Raw genomic sequence first — 20,171 nt, 5'->3', positions numbered from 1 at the left:
TTTTTGTCTTCTGGACAAAACGCCTGTGATTGGCGAGTCTGAGACATTCAAGGAGGTGCAAGTATGTACGCAATTATCGAAACTGGCGGAAAACAAATTAAAGTAGCAGCTGGCGAAGCAGTTTACATTGAAAAATTAAACGCTGAAGCAGGCGAAACTGTTACATTTGACAAAGTTTTATTCGTAGGTGGCGAGGACGTGAAAGTCGGAGCTCCACTAGTGGAAGGCGCTACTGTAACAGGTACTGTTGAGAAACAAGGGAAGCAAAAGAAAATCACTGTCTTCAAATACAAAGCGAAGAAAAACAATCGTAGAAAACAAGGTCATCGTCAACCATACACTAAAGTTGTTATTGAAGCAATCAACGCGTAAGGGCTGATATCAAGATGATTAAAGTTATCTTTGATGCTCCGCAAGAACGGATCACTTCGTTCACATTAAGCGGACATGCTGATTTTGCTAAAAAAGGTTCCGATATCGTTTGTGCAGGCGTATCGGCCGTATCCTTTGGATCGGTCAATGCGATTATGTCCTTAACGGATGTAGAACCTGAGATTGAGCAAGGGCAAGACGGGGGTTACCTTCGCTGCGTCATCCCGGGGAATCTTTCGCCGGAATCCGAAGAGAAGGTGCAATTGCTCTTGAACGCAATGCTCATATCGCTACAAACCATCGAACGTGATTATGGTAAATATATGAAAATTATCCTCAACCAGTAGGAGGTGGAACAAATGTTAAGATTAGATCTTCAGTTCTTCGCTTCGAAAAAAGGAGTAGGTTCTACAAAGAATGGACGTGACTCAATCTCTAAGCGTTTAGGCGCTAAACGTGCAGATGGTCAATTCGTTTCTGGTGGTTCTATCCTTTACCGTCAACGCGGAACAAAAATCTATCCAGGTGAGAACGTAGGCCGTGGTGGAGACGATACTTTATTTGCAAAAATAGACGGTGTTGTTAAATTCGAACGTTTCGGACGTGACCGTAAAAAAGTAAGCGTATATCCAGTTGCACAAGAAGCATAATTGGCATCTTTGAACAGAGGCTGACTCAAAAGGGTCTGATTCCTTCTATGAGACACTATATATCGCGTCATTATTGATAATGGTATGCTTTATATAGTGTAGAAGGGGTCCGGCCCTTTATTTATACTATAAATATGATGAATAACCAGCGTTTTGCAGGAGATTTTAGTCAATTAGTATGGAAAACCACCTCTGATTCACAAAAGGCTCGCCAGTTTTGGCGGGCTTTCTTATACTTTAGGGGGTAAAATCCTGGATTGCTCTAACTAACACATTGATTGAATTTAAATAGACTGTTCAATTCAACTATTATATCTCCAATTGTTGCATGAATAAGCCCATTCTCTTTGCAAGTTCAAACGGCTCTACCATCGTCCAAAGAACTCAGGGTGTGTGGCTGTATTTTTTGGACGGGGGCTTTCATATGAAGGCATGTGAATCGAGCTTCATTTCCTGTTTGTTTTGTTTTTTGATATACTGATACAAATGGAAGTATTCAACATGATAGAGCCAAAAAAAGTTTCTTTATCATAATTGAAGGTGTTAATAATGGATAAAAATTGGACGACTATTGAAACGCTTCGTCAGACTAGACATGATTGGCTGAATAGAATTCAAATTATAAAAGGGAATTTGGAGTTGAATAGAATTGATCGCGTCAAAGGATTCATTGACGAGATCATAATTGAAACCCAGAATGAGGCAAGGCTCTCTAGTTTGAATATGCCAAAGTTCAGCGAGATGCTGTTGACGTCGAATTGGAGTAATTCAACATTTCAATGTGAATTTGAAATTATCGATGTTTTTGCGGGCTCCAATGAGTTGGACGAGTTGATGTCTCGTTGGACGAACGATTACTTTAAAGTTTTAGAAAAAAATCTCGATCCTTTTGGAGAAAATGTACTGGCTGTTTCTATGTGTAAAAAAGAAATAAGTGATATGCGTTGTTCTTTTCATTTGCAGGGCCGTTTCAATGATCAATCCGCGGTGGTGGAATTTATAGAAAAATCCTTAACAGCGGAGCAATCAATAGAAATGCGTATTTGTAATGAGAATGAATTATTCTTTAAGATGGATATTAAGTTTTAGAGAAGTATACAGCAAGAAATGACTTGCAGAAAACAAGGAAGTGATAGCATGTTTGTCGATCAAACGAAAGTCTATATAAAAGGCGGAGATGGTGGTAACGGAATCGTTGCTTATCGTCGAGAGAAATTCATACCAAAAGGCGGACCTGCCGGCGGAGATGGCGGCAATGGAGCAAACGTCGTATTTGAAGTGGAAGAAGGATTACGGACGTTGATGGATTTCCGTTATCAACGTCACTTCAAGGCGCCTCGCGGGGAACACGGCATGTCTAAAAATATGCATGGTGCAACTGCGAAGGATATGGTCATTAAAGTTCCACCTGGTACAGTTGTCATTGATGAAAAAACGAAAGAAGTCATCGCAGATTTAGTTGAACATGGACAACGTGCCATTATCGCTAAAGGCGGCCGTGGTGGACGCGGGAATTCCCGTTTTGCGACACCAGCCAATCCGGCACCGGAAATTTGTGAAAATGGCGAACCAGGACAAGAACGCGATATTATCATGGAACTGAAGTTATTGGCTGATGTAGGCCTTGTAGGATTCCCGAGTGTTGGTAAATCTACATTGCTTTCAGTCGTATCAGCAGCCCGACCTAAAATTGCCGAATATCATTTCACGACAATCGTGCCGAATCTTGGTATGGTTGAAACGGAAGATCACCGCAGTTTCGTCATGGCCGATTTACCGGGGCTAATTGAGGGTGCTTCTGAAGGAGTAGGTCTTGGACATCAATTCTTGCGCCATATTGAAAGAACAAGAGTCATCGTTCACGTGATTGACATGTCTGGCCTTGAGGGCAGAGATCCATACGAAGACTACCTGACAATCAATAAGGAACTAGAAGAATATAACCTTCGTTTGACTGAACGTCCGCAAATCATCGTAGCCAGTAAAATGGATATGCCTGATTCAGCAGATAATTTAGCGGCATTCAAAGAAAAGCTTGAAGAGGAATTCCCGGTCTTCCCGGTTTCAGCTGTAACACGTGAAGGTATCCGTGAACTTCTTTATGCAATTGCCGATAAAATCGAAGAAACACCTGAATTCCCGCTTGATCATGAAGAAGAGAATACCGGGGTTCATCGTGTTCTTTATAAACATACAGCCCTTTCAGATGAATTTGATATCGAGCGTGAATCGGACGGCAGCTTTGCTGTTAAAGGATTCAAGATTGAACGTCTATTCAAAATGACGGACTTCACACGTGAAGAATCCATCAAGCGTTTTGCTAGACAACTTCGCTCATTCGGTGTCGATGAAGGATTGCGCCAAAAAGGTGCGAAAAACGGGGATATCGTTCGTATCCTTGAATATGAATTTGAATTTATTGACTGATAATATGTAAAAACCATGGTGGTAGGCAAAAGGAGCGTGCGGACTTTGAATAAGGCCGATCAGAAATTTTTCCTCGTTCGAGAGGATGTCCTCCCCGAAGCGATGAAAAAAACGCTGGATGCTAAAGAAATGATTGAACGGGGAAAAGCAGATTCAGTTTGGGAAGCGGTACAAAAAGTGGATCTGAGTAGAAGCGCCTTTTACAAATATCGGGACACGGTCTTTCCGTTTCATACGATTGTCAAAGAAAAGTTAATCACTCTGTTCTTTTACCTCGAAGACCGTTCCGGGACTCTATCGGAGCTCTTACGACTGGTCGCCTCATCTGGCTGCAACATCATGACGATTCACCAAACGATTCCCTTACAGGGTCGTGCCAACGTCACTCTCTCGCTCAACACGAGTGGGATGACGGTGGATATTGATGATCTTTTAACAAGATTGCGTAAAATGGAATTCGTCGAAAAGGTCGAAATCCTTGGGAATGGTGCATAGAATAAAGCCTGTACAGTTCATTGTACAGGCTTTTTTTTATGTGTGGTCATTAAAGATTAACTATTGTAATAAATCAGAAAATGGCATAACATAAACAATAGATTGTCCGTGAAAAGGGGATTATAATATGACTTCAAAAATAGCATTTCTTGGACCGAAAGCAACGTTCACGGATTTAGCTGTCTCTCGCTTATTTCCTAATGATAGTAAAATTCCGATGAGTACGATTCCAGACAGTCTCGACGCTGTCCGCGATGGGGAAGTAAGCCATGCGCTGGTCCCAATCGAGAATGCGTTGGAAGGTTCGGTAAATATAACGATGGATTACCTGGTTCATGAAGTGAGGCTTCCGATTAAAGGGGAAATCACGATTCCTATCGAACAGCATTACATGGTTCATCCGGATCATGCCAATCCTGACTTTAAACCGGATAGGGTCTATTCTCATTCACACGCTATTGCACAATGCCGTAAATTCCTACATAAAGATCTAAGTGGCATCCCATTTGAATATGTTACGTCAACGGCTGCAGCAGCAAAAATGGTAATGGAGAATCCGGATGCCAAAATTGCAGCCATCGCGAACGAAATGGCAGCACAGGAGTATGGGTTGACGATTCTTGAACGAAATATTCACGACTATGAGCATAACCATACCAAATTCATTGTCGTATCCAACGGCGAAGTCGATTTCAGTGGGCATTTAACTACTGAGGGAGACAGTAAAACGACGTTGATGATCCAGCTCCCAGCCGATCATTCGGGACAGCTTCATCAAGTCCTTTCCGCTTTCTCATGGAGAAAGCTCAACCTGTCCAAAATTGAATCTCGGCCGATGAAAACAGGACTAGGTCATTATTTCTTCATTATCGATATAGAAATGGCACTTGACGAGGTGCTCATCCCAGGCACGATTTCTGAACTTGAGGCCCTTGGATGTACCGTGTCAATCTTGGGCAGTTATCCATGCTTTACCGTTCAAAATGGATTGGTGCACCGATAAGGACAGATGTAGACAGAAGGAAACACAGTTAAATGGTCTTTAAAGTACATTCCTAAAAAATCTCCTTGGATAAAAGTCCAAGGAGATTTTTTTAGGAGGCCTTGAATCTAATTAGAAAAATAGGGAGTGACACATTGTTCTGCCTTTTTTAAAGAACGTAAAGCTATTAAGCCCATATAATAGGATTTAATAGGGTTAATTATGAAGTGGGTTGGGAGAAATACATACCAAGAGGTAAACCAGATTTATCGTTACAATATCCTCTTACAGAATTTAAATGTAAAAGACTGAAAAAGATGAAAGAGGGGATGGGAGATGTGCGGTAAAGATGAGTAATGAGTTCAAAGAAACGTTCGGATCTTGGCTGCAAGCCATCGGAACGGTTTTATCCGCCATCGCAAATACACCAACCCTTATATCGGATTACGATTCTGCAAATAACTTGGATGTGGTGGGGAACACTCTCCAGGGAACAGGTAATGCTTTAATTGCCGATGGAGAGGAAGCTTTCACTTTAGATCAAATCGGAAGTGCAGTTCAGGCCATTGGAAATTCGACGGTTATTACAGGATTGATAGGTACTTTTTCAGATGACACGAATGATCTATTGATTATAAACGGAAATTTTATTCAGGCTTTAGGCGGTGGCGTATCTGCGGCGGATATAACCGAAAATGCACCAGCTGAAGGGATAAATATAGTTGGTAATTTAATGCAGCTGTTGGGAAATTCATTACAAGCACTGTCTGGGATTATTGAATTGAAAAGAGAAAATACGAATCCAAGCCTGGAAAGCAAAGGAAATGGGAGCCAAGGGAGTGGGAATCAAGGGTACGGAAGCAAAGGAAATGGGAGCCAGGGAAATGGGAACCAAGGGTACGGAAGCCAAGGGAATGGGAACCAAGGGTATAATGAGGGACAATTAGACCCGGAAACATTACAAACGTTAGGGAGCTGGATTCAAGCGATAGGAGCCGTTCTCAACCTGATCGCTCAATTAATAAGCAATGAAGAGGGGGAGAGTGGAGATGAAGGCGAAAACGAGAGCGATTCGTAAGAAAATAGGACACTTCGAATGCCTTTACTTCGAAGTGTCCTATTTTAGTTAACTAAAATCCCGGCTTTATTCAATGCTTCTTCTGCTTCGTCCAGTAAGTCTTCTGAAGCGGCACTAATGGTATGAAGGTGAATGCCGCTAGTCAGTTCCGATAATAATGTGGCTTTTGTTTTAGTAACCTTTGAAAGGAAGGATGCCACTTCTTTCCGATTACTGACCATGATGGAAGCCGTTAAGTCCCCATACACGGGATGCTCTATTTTCACGTCTTTGACGGTTATGCCGATATCGACAAGTAGAAATAATTCCTCCTGGGCTCGCGTGGGCTCGTGCTGGCAAGCGATGGTCCGTTCAGGGTTTTGTCTAGTCTCGGTTTGCAAGTAGATATACCCCTGGCTAGTAGCGATAATCGGCTCATTTCGTGCTTTAAGAAGGGTAATGTCACCGACGATGACCTGCCGGCTCACATTGGTTATTTGGGAGAGTTCGCTACCGGTAACAGGCTGTGAACTTGTTTGTAGGATATGTAAGAGCTTGGTTCGTCTTTCTTCGCCTAATAATTTCTTTTTTTGCATGATCCTTCACCTCGTTATGTACAAATAGTTTACCATAAAATAAAGGGGCTAATCGAATGAAAGTCGATTTACCCATGGTGTTCCTTAAATGCATGCGGGTGAATGCAGCAAAAAAGAGGGAGGCACATGGAAACGTCCGCCCTCAATCTTGTACAATCATAGGTTACTTGCCTTGAAAGTATTGCCCCCGTTCATATCACCAGATTGGAATCCTTTATTAAACCAGCGCTTTCGCTGCTCGGAGGTTCCATGCGTAAAGCTGTCAGGAACAACATACCCTTGAGCTTTCTTTTGGATGGTGTCGTCTCCCACTCCACTGGCTGCACTCAAAGCCTCTTCGAGATCGCCTTCCTCAAGTAAGTTCTCTCCTTGAGCGTGATGAGCCCATACCCCTGCTAAATAGTCAGCTTGAAGTTCCAGTCGAACAGAATATTTATTATATTCTTTTTCACTGACCCTTGACCGGTCGGGCATTTCTTTTCTAGACGTGCCCAATAGGGTCTGTACATGATGTCCCACTTCATGAGCTATGACATAAGCCATTGCAAAATCTCCGGGTGCCTGATACTCATCTTGAAGTTCCTGATAGAAACTCAAGTCAATATAAAGCTTCATGTCACCGGGACAATAAAAGGGTCCCACTGAAGAACCGGCCGTTCCACAGGCCGAGTCGACACTTCCTGTATACAAAACGAGAGTGGGCTCTTTATATTCTAGACCTTGCTTACGAAACTCTTCCGCCCAAACCCGCTCGGTATCTCCAAGAACGACCGAGACAAATTGAGCGAGCTCCTTCTCCTGGTCCGTTTCCTCATAGGAGTCATTGTCTGTAGTATCATTGGAACCAAGGCCATTCAAAAGATCACTTGGGTTGCCACCTAGGAACATAACGATCAAAACGACAACTATACCAAATCCGCCACCAATCCCGGCGATGCTCTTTCCACCCATTCCTCTTCTGTCCTCAACGTTCGAACTCTTTTGTCTTCCTTTCCATTTCATTCAGATACCCTCCTAGACTGTTGTTTTTTATGTAGTGCCATCTAAATCAGCATTTTATAAATCCTATACCCTATACCCAAAGTTCGGATTGATTAGACAGAGATGCACGCTGGCAAAAAGCGGTCAATCCTGCTACCCCCCTCATTTGAACGGGTTTTTCTGACTGTGTGGCTTTCATTCATATTTTAGTTTCATCAAGCATAAGTTTTCATGATAAATAATAATGGCAATTTACCCACTACATCATAGTATATATGGACATATGCACAGGAGGGGTTATCAGCGTGAAAATTCATATAGTCCAAAAAGGCGATACGCTTTGGAAGCTCGCAAAAAAATATGGCGTGAGTTATGAACAACTGAAAAAATCCAATTCTCAGTTAAGTAATCCGGATATGATGATGCCGGGCATGAAAATTAATATACCTGGAAATACATCGGGATCAATTAAAAAAGAGATGGGCACGCCACAAGTGACATATCAATCCAAAGAATCTCAAATTCAACCGATTCAAATGAAAGAACAGCAAATTCAACAGCAACCCGTGATGAAGGAACAACAAAAATATCAAGCACCCATAAAAGAACAGCAAAAGTATCAGGCACCTATAAAAGAACAGCAGAAATATCAACAGCCTGTGATAAAAGAATATCAATTGCCTATTAAGGAAAAACAATTGCCTGTTAAAGAAAAGCAAATGCCTATAAAGGAAATGCCCGTTAAGGAAAAACAAATCGTTGTCCCGAAAGAGGTTCAGGTACCGAAACAAGTGATACCAGAAATAGATATCAATAATTATTATTTGGTCAATATGACCAACATGAGTGTACAGAAGCCACCAACTCCGCCAACTCCCCCAAAAAAGGTTGAAGCGGTGAAGCCAGTAGAAAAACCGGTAAAGAAAAAATCAAAAAAGAAGCCAGTTGTTCAGGAAATATGTGAACCGGTAGACGATTGCATTCCAATCACCCCTATCATGCCAGGAAGCGGTTTTAGCATCGATCCACCGCCATGGGCATCCATGCCCATGCATGGAGTCCAAGGAGCTTTTCAGGGAGCCCCTCACTATCAACAAGGTGTTCAAGGCATGCAAGGCTATCAAATGATGGAAGAAAGTTCAGACGTATGGGGAGAATCTCCTGATATGCATTCAATGGGTCAAAGTACCGTCCAAGGAGCCAGTCAAAACCAGGCCGGTCAACAATACTATCCATATCAAGCTTCAGCACCCGTCCCACATCATATGTATGGCGGAACTCCACAACAAGTTGCAGGTGCGTATATGCCGCACCATTATGAGTCATCTTCCGAGTCGTCATCGTCGAATGCTCCGAATTTCCAATACTATCCACAGCAGCCCTATATGCAGTCCAATATGCAAGCCGAAAGTGAGGATTGTGGCTGCAACAAGGGAGAAATAGGAACATATGGACCAGAGAAAGAAGTGAAGGGCCAATACTATGCTATGGAAGAAACGCAAAGCAAGGCGCACCATCACCCTGATTATCATCAATTCCATAAAGGCAGACCACAATACTCAGAATCCTATGCGGGAGCTAGTATTCAAAGTCTAATGGGGGAAAAACAGCAACCAATCCAATATGAAGTAGAATCGGTAGATGAAATTCAAATACAAGAATATCAAGGAGGACCTCCTGGAGGCATGATGGGGAACCAGTCTGGCAATCAGATGGGAGACATGATGGGGAACCACCAATACGGCAATCAAATGGGAGGCATGATGGGGAACCAGCCCGGCAATCAGATGGGAGGCATGATGGGGAACCAACCTGGCAATCAGATGGGAGGCATGATGGGTAATCCATACGGCAACCAGATGGGAGGCATGATGGGGAACCAGCCCGGCAACCAGATGGGAGGCATGATGGGGAACCAGCCCGGCAATCAGATGGGAGGCGTGATGGGGAACCAGCCCGGCAATCAGATGGGAGGCATGATGGGGAACCAGCCCGGCAACCAAATGGGAGGCATGATGGGGAACCAGCCCGGCAACCAGATGGGAGGCATGATGGGGAACCAGCCCGGCAATCAGATGGGAGGCATGATGGGTAATCCATACGGCAACCAGATGGGAGGCATGATGGGGAACCAGCCCGGCAACCAAATGGGAGGCATGATGGGGAATCCATATGGCCATCAACTAGGGGGCCAACCAGGTGCGATGCCAGGTCAGTTTGGCGGGCAGCCCGGAATGATGCGTGGACAGCTCGGAGGTCACCCTGAAGCAATGATGCCAGGACAAATGGGTGGTCAACCAGGTCAATTCGGAGGCGTTCAAGCACCTGAAACATTTGGAATGCCTACGTATGCGGACGAAAGTGATGACTACTAATTATCAGGGGGACAGTGTTTTTTACACTCGTCTCCTCTCTTATTTAAACCGCCGACCAAAGAACGTCCATCATCTTCAGAGCAATGTCTATATGATTTCATTCAAAAAAGACGCTCCCATCATTCTTAAAGGATTCGATAGCTTTGAAAAATGGGATCGACAAAGGGAATTGACTTCTTTGTTAAGTCAAAAAGGGTTCGAACAAACGTATCAGATTCACCAGAAGTTAATGCCGTTCCAATTCAAAGGGAAATGGTATGGCAGTATGGACTATATACCTCCAAGCAAGAAAAAGTTCCGTTTTTCCCATCATAAAGACCGGTTGGAGGGCATTGAATTATTGGAAAGATTTCACGATGTTTCTGAAAATCTGTCGATCAAAGCTCCCCTATTTGATCAGGTGAGAAAATGGAAAGAAAGATTGTCATTATTCAAAAAGAATATTTCGTATACTCGCCAATATGTTTCAGATGAAATCATCAATGAGTGGGTAAGGTGGGGGGAATGGTCCTTGGAGGGGTTTGAAAAAAACCAATCAAAATGGGATAAGGAAAAAAACGTCATCATTCACGGTGACTGTGCCCACCATAATTTTTTGAGGAGAGAAGATGGGTCACTTGCTTTAATCGATTTCGATTTAATGGCGAAGGCACCACGATGCATCGATTATTTACAATATGCCAATCGGATTTCGCCCCATCTCGATGATGCTGCCACGATGCTTTGGCAAGTTCCACAGTTGAAAAAGTATCAAAAAGATCGGGCATTTCTTTATGCTTTGGCTTTCCCTACGGATATATTCCGCGAGTGGAACCGGAATAATAAAAGTTCATCACAATTCCATTCCGTTTGGAAAATGACGGTGGAGGGGTTTTCGAAGCGAATGGAGATGAACGAAAAATTGGCGGACATGATTTCCAAAAGGTAATGAGTATCTAATATGGACATAACTTACAGACTGAAATCCCTTCAATACACCCATGCTAATTATGAGCGAAAATAGGCTCAATCCATTTTAGCAAAGGGGGGATTGTTGGTGCGGAACAAAATTTGGGCACTGCCGCTTTGCACGGTATTCGTTGGGGGTTTGATTGGCTGTGCCAATAATAATGATACGGCAGAGAATCAAAATCCTATGAACGAAACGGGGTACCATACAACTGAAAAGAATGCACTCGTTCGTCAAATCAATTTTGATGATATGGAGAAGGATTTGTATGGGAAAGACGATGCATACAGTAAGAAGGACCGTAACTATCATGGTCATGAAAGCAAACCACTTCGGGCTAGATCATCCTACTATAACTCGTATGAAGGGACATTAGTCGACCAAGCGAATGGGGTTGCTAATCGTGTGGAGAATGTCATTGACGCAAGGGCCATAATCATGAAAGATGAGATGTTGGTGGCTTTGTTGCTCGATGATTATGATCAGTCAACAGCGGTCAAAGAAGCGGTGTGGAAGAAAATCGAACCTCTAACTGAAGGCCGGGCACTTTATGTAACGACGGATGAAGGTGTGTACTTCCGGACGATGACGCTCGATAATAATTTGCGAGACGGAGATACAAAAGAATTAATTGTCCTGGATGCCAATGATATGTTCGACAACCTGGATATTCATAAAGATCATATAAAATAAACGCATCCAAGCTGGCTTCGAATGGAGTCAGCTTTTTTCCTTTAAAATAAGGCTAACGGAATTTTTCGGTTAATAATCGAATTTCAGGTCAAACTATGTAAAAAGTAAACGCCTTAAGAGGTGATCACATTGATTAATCAACTGAAAATCCAGTTTTTCTTGGCCTTGTTCGTCATCCCATTTTGTTTGACTGCTTTTGCCGAGGAAGCAAAACAAGAGGAAAGTCAGCCAATCGAACAAAAAGTCATCCTCCAGCGTTTGTATCTCGATGGGGAATTAAGTGAAGAGAAATTGACGGAAAAGATTTGGACGATGGAAGACTTTTGGTTGAAATACCAAGGATGGAATGTGGTTGATCAAAATGATGACCACATTGTATTGAATAAAATAGAGAATGATATATCGCCTTTACTCAAAGCAAACGGCTATCTTGGGATGAAGGAGGATGGGACTCTATCCATTTTTATCGGGAAGCCGGAGCATGCCAAAATCATTCATACTTTCTATCAATTGGATGTAGGGAAATTGGAAGTGTACAAGCAGGAAGAATTGCAAAAAGGGATTCCAATCGTAAATAAGGATCAATATAAACAGCTTATTAAGGAATATGAGCCGTATTCGATTAACTAGGATGGGAGAAATACACCCGTCCTATTTGTCTGCCTTCCAAGGATTGATGGGTGACTTAACGCCAAACTGACGGGTAGGGAATTCAGGATATCCAGGGTCGGGGCAAAAGGTGCCTATCTCAAAAGAACATAAATAAGCATAGGAGGTGAACACCACCAATTGCTAAATAACTTTTAATAAACTTCCCTCTCCTTTTATGATAAAATGAGAGGTACAGCTAAATCAGGGAGAGAATTAATTTGTATGATTATATAAAAGGCATGGTCGATTATATTGGACCTGAATACATAGTCGTGGATAATGGGGGAATCGGATATCAAGTGCTGACTCCGAATCCTTTTATTTACTCCGCCCAATTTAAGAAAGAGACTCAAGTTTTTCTATATCATTATGTACGTGAGGACATGATTTCTTTATACGGATTTCAATCGCGGCAGGAAAAGGCTCTGTTCACGAAACTATTGAATGTGACGGGAATCGGGCCGAAAGGGGCGCTTGCTATATTGGCGTCGGGCCAGGTGGATCAGGTTGTGCAAGCCATCGAAAATGAGGATGAGACGTTCCTTGTAAAATTCCCTGGAGTCGGAAAGAAGACAGCGCGCCAAATGATCCTTGACTTAAAAGGCAAGCTTGAGAATATCATCCCGGATGCTTTCCCGAACTTATTCAATGAAGGAGTTCCGACGGCAATCAATCAAAATGGGTATACCGAAGAGTTGGACGAAGCGATTCTGGCCCTGAAGGCACTTGGTTACTCGGAAAAAGAAATACAGAAGGTCGCGAAAAAGCTGCAAGTGGAAGAAATGACGACCGAGCAATACATTAAGAAAGCATTGCAAATGATGTTAAGATAAGGAGTGGCGCAATGGAGGAGAGAGTTTTTAATCAGGAAGCCGATTTGAACGAACTATCCTTTGAACAAAGCCTGCGACCGCAAAACTTAAAGCAATACATTGGACAGGATAAAGTGAAGGCGAATTTGAGTGTGTACATCGAAGCAGCCCGGATGCGCGAAGAAACGCTTGATCACGTGCTTTTGTATGGACCGCCGGGGCTTGGGAAGACGACGCTTGCCGTCATCATTGCGAACGAAATGGGAGTCAATATCCGCACGACTTCTGGACCGGCCATTGAAAGACCGGGAGATTTGGCAGCCATTTTGAGTGCCCTTGAACCAGGGGATGTCTTATTTATTGACGAAATCCATCGTTTGCCTCGGGTCGTGGAGGAAGTCCTCTATCCAGCCATGGAGGATTTTTGTCTGGATATCGTGGTCGGTAAGGGACCCGAAGCCCGTTCAATCCGAATCGATCTTCCACCGTTCACCCTTGTTGGCGCTACAACTCGTGCGGGTTCACTATCAGCACCTCTTAGGGACCGGTTTGGCGTCTTGAGCCGCTTGGAATATTACACGGAACATCACTTGACCGACATCGTTCTCCGGACCGCCCAAATCATGGATACGGAAATGGATGACCAGGCTGCCGGTGAGATTGCGAGAAGGTCGCGGGGGACCCCTAGGATTGCCAATAGGCTTTTACGCCGTGTAAGGGACTTTGCCCAAGTTCGCGGGGATGGCACGATCACGACGAAACTGGCTGATTATGCATTGGAATTAATGCAGGTCGACCGTTTAGGACTGGATCATATTGACCATAAATTACTTAAAGGAATCATTGAAAAGTTTCGTGGTGGTCCTGTGGGCTTGGAGACGATCGCAGCTACGATCGGGGAGGAAGCGCATACGATTGAAGATGTGTATGAACCCTATTTACTGCAGGTTGGTTTTTTACAGAGGACTCCTCGAGGTCGTATGGCAACTTCGCTTGTTTACGAGCATTTCGGGATGGAGATGCCTGAGCGATGAATATGCCTAAGACGATCATGACTCTAGGTGTGATTATTTTTGTGATTGGATTTGCGATGAAGTTCATTCAGCTTGGCAGGCTCCCGGGGGATATCTTTTTCAAGAAGGGAAATACGACTTTTTATTTTCCTATCATGACCTCGATCATCGTCAGCATTGTGCTGTCGGCTATTTTTTATTTAATTAGCCGTTTTAAATAATAACTAACTACATGATACACAGATTAGGAAGTGGAACAGATGAAATTAGAAGAGTTTGATTTTCATTTACCAGAGGAATTGATTGCCCAAGTTCCTTTGAAGAACAGGGAAGCAAGTAGATTGATGGTATTGGACAAGGAAACCGGTGAGATTCAGCATGATGTGTTCAGTTCAATCACGGAATATGTGAAGCCGGGTGATTGTCTTGTATTGAATGATACGAAGGTTTTACCAGCAAGACTTTATGGAAGTAAAGAGGAAACAGGCGGGAAAGTTGAAGTTCTTTTGTTAAAACAAGAGAGTGACGATGTTTGGGAGACCTTGGTGAAACCTGCAAAACGTATTAAAGAAGGATCCACTATCGTTTTTGGTGATGGCAAGCTACGTGCAGTCTGCACAGGCATTCTGGATCATGGCGGCCGGATTATGAAATTCCAGTATGATGGCATATTCTATGAAATATTGGACGAACTTGGCGAAATGCCGTTGCCACCTTACATTAAAGAACAACTTGACGATCAAGACCGCTACCAGACGGTTTATGCACGTGAACGTGGATCGGCAGCAGCACCTACGGCTGGTCTCCACTTTACGGAGCATTTGCTTGAAAAGCTTAAAGACATGGGGGTTCACATTGCTTTCATCACGCTACACGTTGGGCTTGGAACGTTCCGCCCTGTAAGTGTGGAAGACATCGACAGTCATGAAATGCATTCGGAATTTTACCAAATGACCGAAGGCACAGCACGGTTGTTGAATGAAGTGAAAGGAAACGGCGGAAGGATCATCACAGTCGGCACGACATCAACAAGAACGCTGGAAACGATTGCATCCCGTAATGACGGGGTTTTCAAGGAAGAAAGCGGCTGGACAAGCATTTTCATCTATCCTGGTTTCGAATTCAAGGGAATCGATGCAATGATCACGAACTTCCATCTGCCAAAATCAACGTTAATCATGCTTATTTCTGCACTTGCAGGAAGGGAACATGTTCTGCATGCCTACGAAACGGCAGTGGAAGAAAAATACAGGTTCTTTAGTTTTGGAGATGCAATGTTAATCAAGTAATATAAAGAGTGATAGGCTCTTGAAGGGAGTTATTGCGTTGACTGCAATACGATATGAGTTAATCAAAACATGTAAACAGACGGGGGCACGGCTTGGCCGCGTTCATACGCCACATGGTTCTTTCGAAACTCCAGCATTTATGCCGGTTGGGACGATGGCTACCGTCAAAACGATGTCACCTGAAGAATTGAAACAAATGGGGGCAGGCATCATCCTCAGCAATACGTACCATTTATGGCTACGTCCAGGGCATGAGATCATCAAGGAAGCTGGAGGACTGCATAAATTCATGAACTGGGATCGTGCAATATTAACGGATTCCGGCGGTTTCCAGGTATTCTCCCTAAGCAAATTCCGTCAAATTGAGGAAGAGGGCGTCCATTTCAGAAACCATATCAATGGTGATAAGCTATTTTTATCTCCTGAAAAGGCAATGGAAATCCAAAATGCACTAGGCTCAGATATCATGATGGCATTCGATGAGTGCCCTCCATTCCCGGCTACCGAGGAATACATGAAGAAGTCTGTCGAACGGACATCACGCTGGGCAGAGCGCTGCTTGAATGCTCATGAACGTCCAAATGATCAAGGATTATTCGGTATCGTTCAGGGTGGGGAGTTTGAACATCTCCGTAAACAAAGTGCGAAAGACCTTGTTTCCCTTGACTTCCCGGGTTATGCTATTGGTGGATTATCGGTGGGTGAACCAAAGGATATCATGAACCGTGTGCTAGAGTTCACGAGTCCGCTCTTACCAACGAATAAGCCTCGTTACCTCATGGGGGTTGGATCACCTGATTCATTGATTGACGGTGCAATCCGTGGGGTTGATATGTTTGACTGTGTATTGCCAACACGAATCGCTCGTAATGGTACATTGATGACAAGTACTGGCCGATTAGTCGTAAAAAATGCGAAGTACGCGCGTGATTTTGGTCCAATCGATGAAAATTGCGATTGCCATGTTTGTAAAAATTATAGCCGGGCATACATTCGCCACTTAATTAAATGCGAAGAAACGTATGGTATTCGTCTAACGACTTATCACAATCTTCATTTTCTGTTAAACTTGATGGAACAGGTCAGACAAGCTATCCGAGAAGATCGCCTTGGAGACTTTAGGGAAGAGTTTTTTGAACAATATGGTTTCAATAAGCCAAATGCAAAAAACTTCTAATTCCATAAATACTTTAAAAAATGAAAGGAGTGAATATAAATGGGTGGTTTAACACAATTACTTCCGTTAATCTTAATGTTCGTATTGTTCTATTTCCTACTTATCCGTCCGCAGCAAAAACGCGCCAAGAATACAAGAAACATGCAAGAGAGCTTGAAAAAAGGCGACAAGGTTGCAACGATCGGTGGAATGCACGGAACAATCGATGCTATCGATGAGTTAAAAATCGTCATTAAATCTACAGATGGTTCAAAACTAACGTTTGACCGTGCTGCAATCCGTGAAATTACGGAAAGCGCACCAGCTAGAGAAGCACAAGTATAAGACAGACGAAAACCGGGCCCTGTGCCCGGTTTTTTTGTTTCTATTAATTCGTCCGTGATTCTGAGCTCATATTCACTCCAAGTACTCCACCCATCATAGCGGTAATGACAAAGCATCCGTAATAAATCCATTGTTTCAAGGTAAACAGTGCATCATGTCCCAAGTATTGAAAAAGGAACACGACAAGGAGATACAGTAATCCTGTACTGCCACCTAGGAATAACCCCTGTTTCTGACCTTTGCCCCCTGAAATGAACCCGCCAATGAATAATGATATAAAGGACACGATCATGATTACGTATGTCAGGGATGATTCCGTCAATGAAGTGAAACGAAGAAGAATCGAAAATAGAAAACTTGCAATCACAGCTATGGCAAAGATGGAGCCGACGCCATAAAGTACGGCGACGCTCATTTTTTTTGTTTCGATGTTTATTCCCCCTTTTTAAAAGGCTGAATCGACTAGCCTGTTGATGTGTTTGTACAAGCATATTCCACTTTTATCCGCTTTAGACCAGGTTTGGGAACCTTCCGTGAATTTTTAAAATAAAAAGAGTAATTATTCGTCATCCCAGCCATGATAATGGTGAAGGAAGTGCTTTGTATGGAAGATTATTTAAGCAGTGGAATAAGGACCCTATTTGTTTATTTATTCATTTTGCTCCTTTTTAGGTTGATGGGAAAACGAGAGGTCGGGGAACTTAGCATCCTGGATTTGGTGGTTTCCATCATGATAGGAGACATTGCTGTATTAGCCTTAGAAGGAAATGATGAACCATTTTTTGGAACGATTTTCCCGATGTTGGTCCTTGCAGTTGTTCAAATCATATTGGCATTCTTTTCATTGAAGAGTGTAAGGTTCCGCTATCTCATGGATGGCCAGCCGCAAATCATCATCAACCAAGGGAAAATAGATGAGAAAGTAATGAGAAGGCAACGGTATAATTTTAATGATTTGTTGACGCAGCTCCGCGAACAGGGAATCAGTGACTTGAATGAAGTGCAATTTGCGATACTTGAATCTTCGGGCAAGCTCTCTGTCATTAAAAATAGCCAAGGGAAGAAGTCAAAAAGTATCGAAACACCATACCCGCTTATCATCGACGGAAAGATACAGGAAAACAACCTAGCATACATAGGAAAAGACAAATACTGGCTTCTGCATCAGTTGAAAAGGCATGGATACCTGAAGCTTGAAGAAGTCTCGATTTGCGGTTTCATCAATGGTCAGATCTATATTGATAAAAAAGAAGTGAGGAAATAACCAAGGGAACTTGGTTATTTCTATTTCCAAGCAAACTTTGCTAAGAAACCACCGATGAAAGGAATACGAATCAAATCCACCTTCTTTATGCTGCCCGTCCCTAACATGAAAAAGATGAAAAGCACCAACAATACTGAAACGGAGAGCAATAAGCGCGATCCCAATGGCAGAGAGGCGAGAGGGAATTCGTAGACATAATAACCCCCAAAGCCAGAAATCAAAGCAATGATCAAAGAAAGGATGTAGCTCCGGAAATGGAGCGTGAATGGAACGACTTTTATAACGGTGGAAAAGTGGAGGAACGTAACGAGCATGGTCCCTACCGCTATTCCGATTGCAGCCCCCATGATGCCGAAATTCTCCTTTGAAGCCAGCATCCAGATTACGCCGATCTTGAGGATGTTTCCTGCCAGACTGTTAAACATGGCAGCTTTTGCAAGGTCAAGTGCCTGAAGCATGGACTGAAGTGGATATTGAAAATAGAAAAGGATAAAAAAAGGTGCCAGGAACTTAATGAATACGGCTGCATGAGAAGAACCATACATCACCTGTAAGATTGGTTCAGCGAAGATGAAGAGAGTGACGACGGCTAGACAGCCGGTAATGAAGGTAATTTTCAGTGCTTGCTGAAGCCTATGTTCCACTAGCAGATAATTTCCTGTCGTCCGTGCTTCACTAACAGCAGGAACGAGGGCTGTAGCCAGTGAAGCCGTGACAAAGGAGGGAAGCATGAGAAGGGGCAAGGCATATCCAGTCAGCTCCCCGTATTGACTTGTGGCCGCTGCAGCCGTCACGCCTGCCAGGGCTAAGCTCTGAGCAACGACGATTGGTTCCAGGAACCAGGAAATGGAACCGATCATGCGACTGCCTGTCGAAGGAAGGGCAATTCCCATTAGTTCGGTAAACGTCCCTTTTCCTGATTTAACATTTTGAAAGAAACCCTTTCTGAATCTGAAATGCTTCTTGAATTTAAAGCTTGTTAAAAGGTATGAAAGAGAAACGAGTTCACCAATTATTGAGGCAAACATGGCACCGGCTGCGGCATATTCAATTCCATACGGTAAAAAGGCTTTTGTCAGCACCGCGATGAAGGTAATCCGGGCCACCTGCTCAATCACTTGTGAGAACGCAAATGGTTTCATATTTTGCTTACCTTGGAAATATCCGCGCAGGACAGATGAAATGGCGATGATCGGAACAATAGGGGCAATCGCCATAAGTGGCCAAACCGTTCGTCCGTCCGTGAACAAGTGTTCAGAAAGAACGGGTGCCAACAGGAGCATGGCCGGGGTGAAAATCATCGATAAACCAAATGTGCATGCCAAAGAAACAACGAGAATTTTCTTGATTTTCCGTTCATCGCCCCTGGCGTTCGCTTCGGCTACATATTTGGATATGGCAATCGGCAGACCCAATTGAGTCATATTGATAACAAGAAATAATGTCGGCAGTGCCATCATATATAAACCAACGCCTTCTTCGCCGATGAAACGGGCGATGACGATGCGGTTGATGAATCCAAGAACCTTTGTAATCAGGCTTGCTATTAATAAAATCAGCGTCCCTTTCAAAAATTTAGACATTGAACTCCCTCCCTGCCTTCTCAAAAAAGCGGTTATACTATACAATTATCTATATGCTTGTACTTGGACAAAGCATGACAAAAGTGTTTGTGTTCTCTCAAATGATTGAGTCTCTTCTAAGAAATGTACGCATCCAATTGAGAATCATTTTAATGGAGGCAAAGTGATGAAGAAAAAAAATCATCCGTATCAGCGGTATTATTTAAAGGTACGACCATTCCTGAAAAGCAAATGCGAGGAGTTCGAAATGATTGGATTAGAAGCTGTTACCGAGGAGGACCTTTGGAGTACATTGACAGACATGAAATGGAAACGACCGCAGGAAAGCGTCCATCTTCACGAATTGGTCGCTGACATCGTTACGTTTTCAAGCAATCAGTTCATGTCGTTCCAAATGGTCCAAGCTTTTAAATCACCCAATCTATTCGCCCCCCTTTCTGAAGAAGAGTTAAAAGAGCTTTTGAAAGAATAAAAGAGATAT

General features: G+C 43.2%; 23 protein-coding genes, 1 pseudogene and 1 other annotated feature (1 of these 25 running past the window's edge). Of the genes and pseudogenes, 20 read left to right on the top strand and 4 right to left on the bottom strand.

The features are described 5' to 3' along the window. Nucleotides 1–50, top strand: a sequence feature (ribosomal protein L21 leader region) (it extends 35 nt beyond the left edge of the window). A gap of 13 nt (nt 51–63) precedes the next feature. The 8 genes from rplU to ACQKIC_RS07120 all read left to right on the top strand — a co-directional run bounded on the left by rplU (nt 64) and on the right by ACQKIC_RS07120 (nt 6,004). Beyond that, on the top strand, nt 64–372 hold the full coding sequence (rplU, locus tag ACQKIC_RS07155; protein ID WP_402875780.1) for a 50S ribosomal protein L21: 309 nt from the start codon (nt 64–66) through the stop codon (nt 370–372). A 14-nt stretch (nt 373–386) separates the two neighbouring features. Continuing rightward, nucleotides 387–719 carry a ribosomal-processing cysteine protease Prp gene (locus ACQKIC_RS07150; protein ID WP_402958202.1) on the top strand — a complete coding sequence of 111 codons (333 nt, stop codon included), beginning with the start codon at nt 387–389 and terminating at the stop codon, nt 717–719. 12 nt (nt 720–731) lie between these two features. After that, nucleotides 732–1,022, top strand: a complete 291-nt coding sequence (gene rpmA, locus ACQKIC_RS07145; RefSeq protein ID WP_402875777.1) for a 50S ribosomal protein L27 — start codon at nt 732–734, stop codon at nt 1,020–1,022. A gap of 549 nt (nt 1,023–1,571) precedes the next feature. Beyond that, the gene (locus ACQKIC_RS07140) at nt 1,572–2,111 is read left to right on the top strand and encodes a Spo0B domain-containing protein (RefSeq protein ID WP_402875775.1); all 540 of its coding nucleotides are present in this window, start codon (nt 1,572–1,574) and stop codon (nt 2,109–2,111) included. Between the two features lie 48 nt (nt 2,112–2,159). Next, the gene (obgE, locus tag ACQKIC_RS07135; protein ID WP_402875773.1) at nt 2,160–3,449 is read left to right on the top strand and encodes a GTPase ObgE; all 1,290 of its coding nucleotides are present in this window, start codon (nt 2,160–2,162) and stop codon (nt 3,447–3,449) included. 45 nt (nt 3,450–3,494) lie between these two features. After that, nucleotides 3,495–3,944, top strand: coding sequence for an ACT domain-containing protein (locus ACQKIC_RS07130; RefSeq protein WP_402875772.1), 450 nt, complete (start codon nt 3,495–3,497; stop codon nt 3,942–3,944). Between the two features lie 127 nt (nt 3,945–4,071). Next, nucleotides 4,072–4,947, top strand: coding sequence for a prephenate dehydratase (pheA, locus tag ACQKIC_RS07125; protein WP_427590549.1), 876 nt, complete (start codon nt 4,072–4,074; stop codon nt 4,945–4,947). A gap of 328 nt (nt 4,948–5,275) precedes the next feature. Next, the gene (locus tag ACQKIC_RS07120; RefSeq protein ID WP_402875768.1) at nt 5,276–6,004 is read left to right on the top strand and encodes a DUF6944 family repetitive protein; all 729 of its coding nucleotides are present in this window, start codon (nt 5,276–5,278) and stop codon (nt 6,002–6,004) included. A gap of 44 nt (nt 6,005–6,048) precedes the next feature. Here the strand turns inward: ACQKIC_RS07120 and ACQKIC_RS07115 are convergent, their stop codons facing one another. Together ACQKIC_RS07115 and ypfJ are read right to left on the bottom strand one after the other, a co-directional pair. Beyond that, the gene (locus ACQKIC_RS07115; RefSeq protein ID WP_402987346.1) at nt 6,049–6,582 is read right to left on the bottom strand and encodes a transcription repressor NadR; all 534 of its coding nucleotides are present in this window, start codon (nt 6,580–6,582) and stop codon (nt 6,049–6,051) included. Nucleotides 6,583–6,735: 153 nt separating this feature from the next. Further along, nucleotides 6,736–7,581: a KPN_02809 family neutral zinc metallopeptidase gene (gene ypfJ, locus ACQKIC_RS07110; RefSeq protein ID WP_402986434.1), complete on the bottom strand. Its 846-nt coding sequence runs from the start codon at nt 7,579–7,581 to the stop codon at nt 6,736–6,738. A 284-nt stretch (nt 7,582–7,865) separates the two neighbouring features. On the opposite strand from ypfJ, the pseudogene safA reads away from it, so the two are divergent. From safA to yajC, 10 genes and pseudogenes are all read left to right on the top strand, one after another. Further along, nucleotides 7,866–8,009, top strand: a pseudogene (gene safA, locus ACQKIC_RS07105) (SafA/ExsA family spore coat assembly protein); the annotation flags it as partial. A 1,900-nt stretch (nt 8,010–9,909) separates the two neighbouring features. Beyond that, nucleotides 9,910–10,863 (top strand): phosphotransferase, encoded by a 954-nt coding sequence (locus ACQKIC_RS07100; protein ID WP_427668583.1) that lies wholly within the window; start codon nt 9,910–9,912, stop codon nt 10,861–10,863. Nucleotides 10,864–10,971: 108 nt separating this feature from the next. After that, nucleotides 10,972–11,577, top strand: a complete 606-nt coding sequence (locus tag ACQKIC_RS07095; protein WP_402869847.1) for a YhcN/YlaJ family sporulation lipoprotein — start codon at nt 10,972–10,974, stop codon at nt 11,575–11,577. A gap of 129 nt (nt 11,578–11,706) precedes the next feature. Then, complete coding sequence (locus ACQKIC_RS07090) at nt 11,707–12,207, top strand: BofC C-terminal domain-containing protein (RefSeq protein ID WP_402869845.1); 501 nt, start codon at nt 11,707–11,709, stop codon at nt 12,205–12,207. A gap of 239 nt (nt 12,208–12,446) precedes the next feature. After that, nucleotides 12,447–13,061 carry a Holliday junction branch migration protein RuvA gene (gene ruvA, locus ACQKIC_RS07085; protein WP_402958215.1) on the top strand — a complete coding sequence of 205 codons (615 nt, stop codon included), beginning with the start codon at nt 12,447–12,449 and terminating at the stop codon, nt 13,059–13,061. 11 nt (nt 13,062–13,072) lie between these two features. Beyond that, nucleotides 13,073–14,074, top strand: a complete 1,002-nt coding sequence (ruvB, locus tag ACQKIC_RS07080) for a Holliday junction branch migration DNA helicase RuvB (protein ID WP_402869841.1) — start codon at nt 13,073–13,075, stop codon at nt 14,072–14,074. Beyond that, nucleotides 14,071–14,274, top strand: coding sequence for a DUF2905 domain-containing protein (locus tag ACQKIC_RS07075; RefSeq protein ID WP_402958217.1), 204 nt, complete (start codon nt 14,071–14,073; stop codon nt 14,272–14,274). Before ruvB ends, ACQKIC_RS07075 begins: the two co-directional genes overlap by 4 nt. Before the next feature lie 39 nt (nt 14,275–14,313). Continuing rightward, a complete protein-coding gene (gene queA / locus ACQKIC_RS07070; RefSeq protein ID WP_402958220.1) occupies nt 14,314–15,342 on the top strand; it encodes a tRNA preQ1(34) S-adenosylmethionine ribosyltransferase-isomerase QueA in 1,029 nt (342 codons plus the stop codon). 37 nt (nt 15,343–15,379) lie between these two features. Then, on the top strand, nt 15,380–16,519 hold the full coding sequence (gene tgt / locus ACQKIC_RS07065) for a tRNA guanosine(34) transglycosylase Tgt (RefSeq protein WP_402986425.1): 1,140 nt from the start codon (nt 15,380–15,382) through the stop codon (nt 16,517–16,519). 39 nt (nt 16,520–16,558) lie between these two features. Next, nucleotides 16,559–16,843: a preprotein translocase subunit YajC gene (gene yajC / locus ACQKIC_RS07060; protein ID WP_402869833.1), complete on the top strand. Its 285-nt coding sequence runs from the start codon at nt 16,559–16,561 to the stop codon at nt 16,841–16,843. A gap of 43 nt (nt 16,844–16,886) precedes the next feature. On the opposite strand, the gene ACQKIC_RS07055 is transcribed toward yajC, so the two are convergent. Next, on the bottom strand, nt 16,887–17,258 hold the full coding sequence (locus ACQKIC_RS07055) for a TIGR04086 family membrane protein (protein WP_402869831.1): 372 nt from the start codon (nt 17,256–17,258) through the stop codon (nt 16,887–16,889). A 189-nt stretch (nt 17,259–17,447) separates the two neighbouring features. Between ACQKIC_RS07055 and ACQKIC_RS07050 the strand changes: the two genes are divergently transcribed. Continuing rightward, nucleotides 17,448–18,107 (top strand): DUF421 domain-containing protein, encoded by a 660-nt coding sequence (locus ACQKIC_RS07050; protein ID WP_402958222.1) that lies wholly within the window; start codon nt 17,448–17,450, stop codon nt 18,105–18,107. Nucleotides 18,108–18,127: 20 nt separating this feature from the next. On the opposite strand, the gene spoVB is transcribed toward ACQKIC_RS07050, so the two are convergent. Continuing rightward, nucleotides 18,128–19,690, bottom strand: coding sequence for a stage V sporulation protein B (gene spoVB / locus ACQKIC_RS07045; RefSeq protein ID WP_402986423.1), 1,563 nt, complete (start codon nt 19,688–19,690; stop codon nt 18,128–18,130). 166 nt (nt 19,691–19,856) lie between these two features. Here spoVB and ACQKIC_RS07040 point away from each other — a divergent pair, with 166 nt between their 5' ends. After that, nucleotides 19,857–20,162: a post-transcriptional regulator gene (locus tag ACQKIC_RS07040; RefSeq protein WP_402869825.1), complete on the top strand. Its 306-nt coding sequence runs from the start codon at nt 19,857–19,859 to the stop codon at nt 20,160–20,162. Nucleotides 20,163–20,171 lie beyond the last annotated feature (9 nt).

Source organism: Peribacillus sp. NPDC046944 (assembly GCF_050272735.1).
Classification (GTDB): domain Bacteria; phylum Bacillota; class Bacilli; order Bacillales; family DSM-1321; genus Peribacillus.
This window is presented reverse-complemented; position numbering and strand designations above follow the sequence as displayed.

Excerpts from the sequence above, each read along its gene's own strand:
- rplU (WP_402875780.1), top strand. The coding sequence starts at position 64 with ATGTACGCAATTATCGAAACTGGCGGAAAACAAATTAAAGTAGCAGCT.
- ACQKIC_RS07150 (WP_402958202.1), top strand. The coding sequence starts at position 387 with ATGATTAAAGTTATCTTTGATGCTCCGCAAGAACGGATCACTTCGTTC.
- rpmA (WP_402875777.1), top strand. The coding sequence starts at position 732 with ATGTTAAGATTAGATCTTCAGTTCTTCGCTTCGAAAAAAGGAGTAGGT.
- ACQKIC_RS07140 (WP_402875775.1), top strand. The coding sequence starts at position 1,572 with ATGGATAAAAATTGGACGACTATTGAAACGCTTCGTCAGACTAGACAT.
- obgE (WP_402875773.1), top strand. The coding sequence starts at position 2,160 with ATGTTTGTCGATCAAACGAAAGTCTATATAAAAGGCGGAGATGGTGGT.
- pheA (WP_427590549.1), top strand. The coding sequence starts at position 4,072 with ATGACTTCAAAAATAGCATTTCTTGGACCGAAAGCAACGTTCACGGAT.
- ACQKIC_RS07120 (WP_402875768.1), top strand. The coding sequence starts at position 5,276 with ATGAGTAATGAGTTCAAAGAAACGTTCGGATCTTGGCTGCAAGCCATC.
- ypfJ (WP_402986434.1), bottom strand. The coding sequence starts at position 7,581 with ATGAAATGGAAAGGAAGACAAAAGAGTTCGAACGTTGAGGACAGAAGA.
- ACQKIC_RS07100 (WP_427668583.1), top strand. The coding sequence starts at position 9,910 with ATGCGGACGAAAGTGATGACTACTAATTATCAGGGGGACAGTGTTTTT.
- ruvB (WP_402869841.1), top strand. The coding sequence starts at position 13,073 with ATGGAGGAGAGAGTTTTTAATCAGGAAGCCGATTTGAACGAACTATCC.
- ACQKIC_RS07075 (WP_402958217.1), top strand. The coding sequence starts at position 14,071 with ATGAATATGCCTAAGACGATCATGACTCTAGGTGTGATTATTTTTGTG.
- queA (WP_402958220.1), top strand. The coding sequence starts at position 14,314 with ATGAAATTAGAAGAGTTTGATTTTCATTTACCAGAGGAATTGATTGCC.
- yajC (WP_402869833.1), top strand. The coding sequence starts at position 16,559 with ATGGGTGGTTTAACACAATTACTTCCGTTAATCTTAATGTTCGTATTG.
- ACQKIC_RS07055 (WP_402869831.1), bottom strand. The coding sequence starts at position 17,258 with ATGAGCGTCGCCGTACTTTATGGCGTCGGCTCCATCTTTGCCATAGCT.
- ACQKIC_RS07050 (WP_402958222.1), top strand. The coding sequence starts at position 17,448 with ATGGAAGATTATTTAAGCAGTGGAATAAGGACCCTATTTGTTTATTTA.
- spoVB (WP_402986423.1), bottom strand. The coding sequence starts at position 19,690 with ATGTCTAAATTTTTGAAAGGGACGCTGATTTTATTAATAGCAAGCCTG.
- ACQKIC_RS07040 (WP_402869825.1), top strand. The coding sequence starts at position 19,857 with ATGAAGAAAAAAAATCATCCGTATCAGCGGTATTATTTAAAGGTACGA.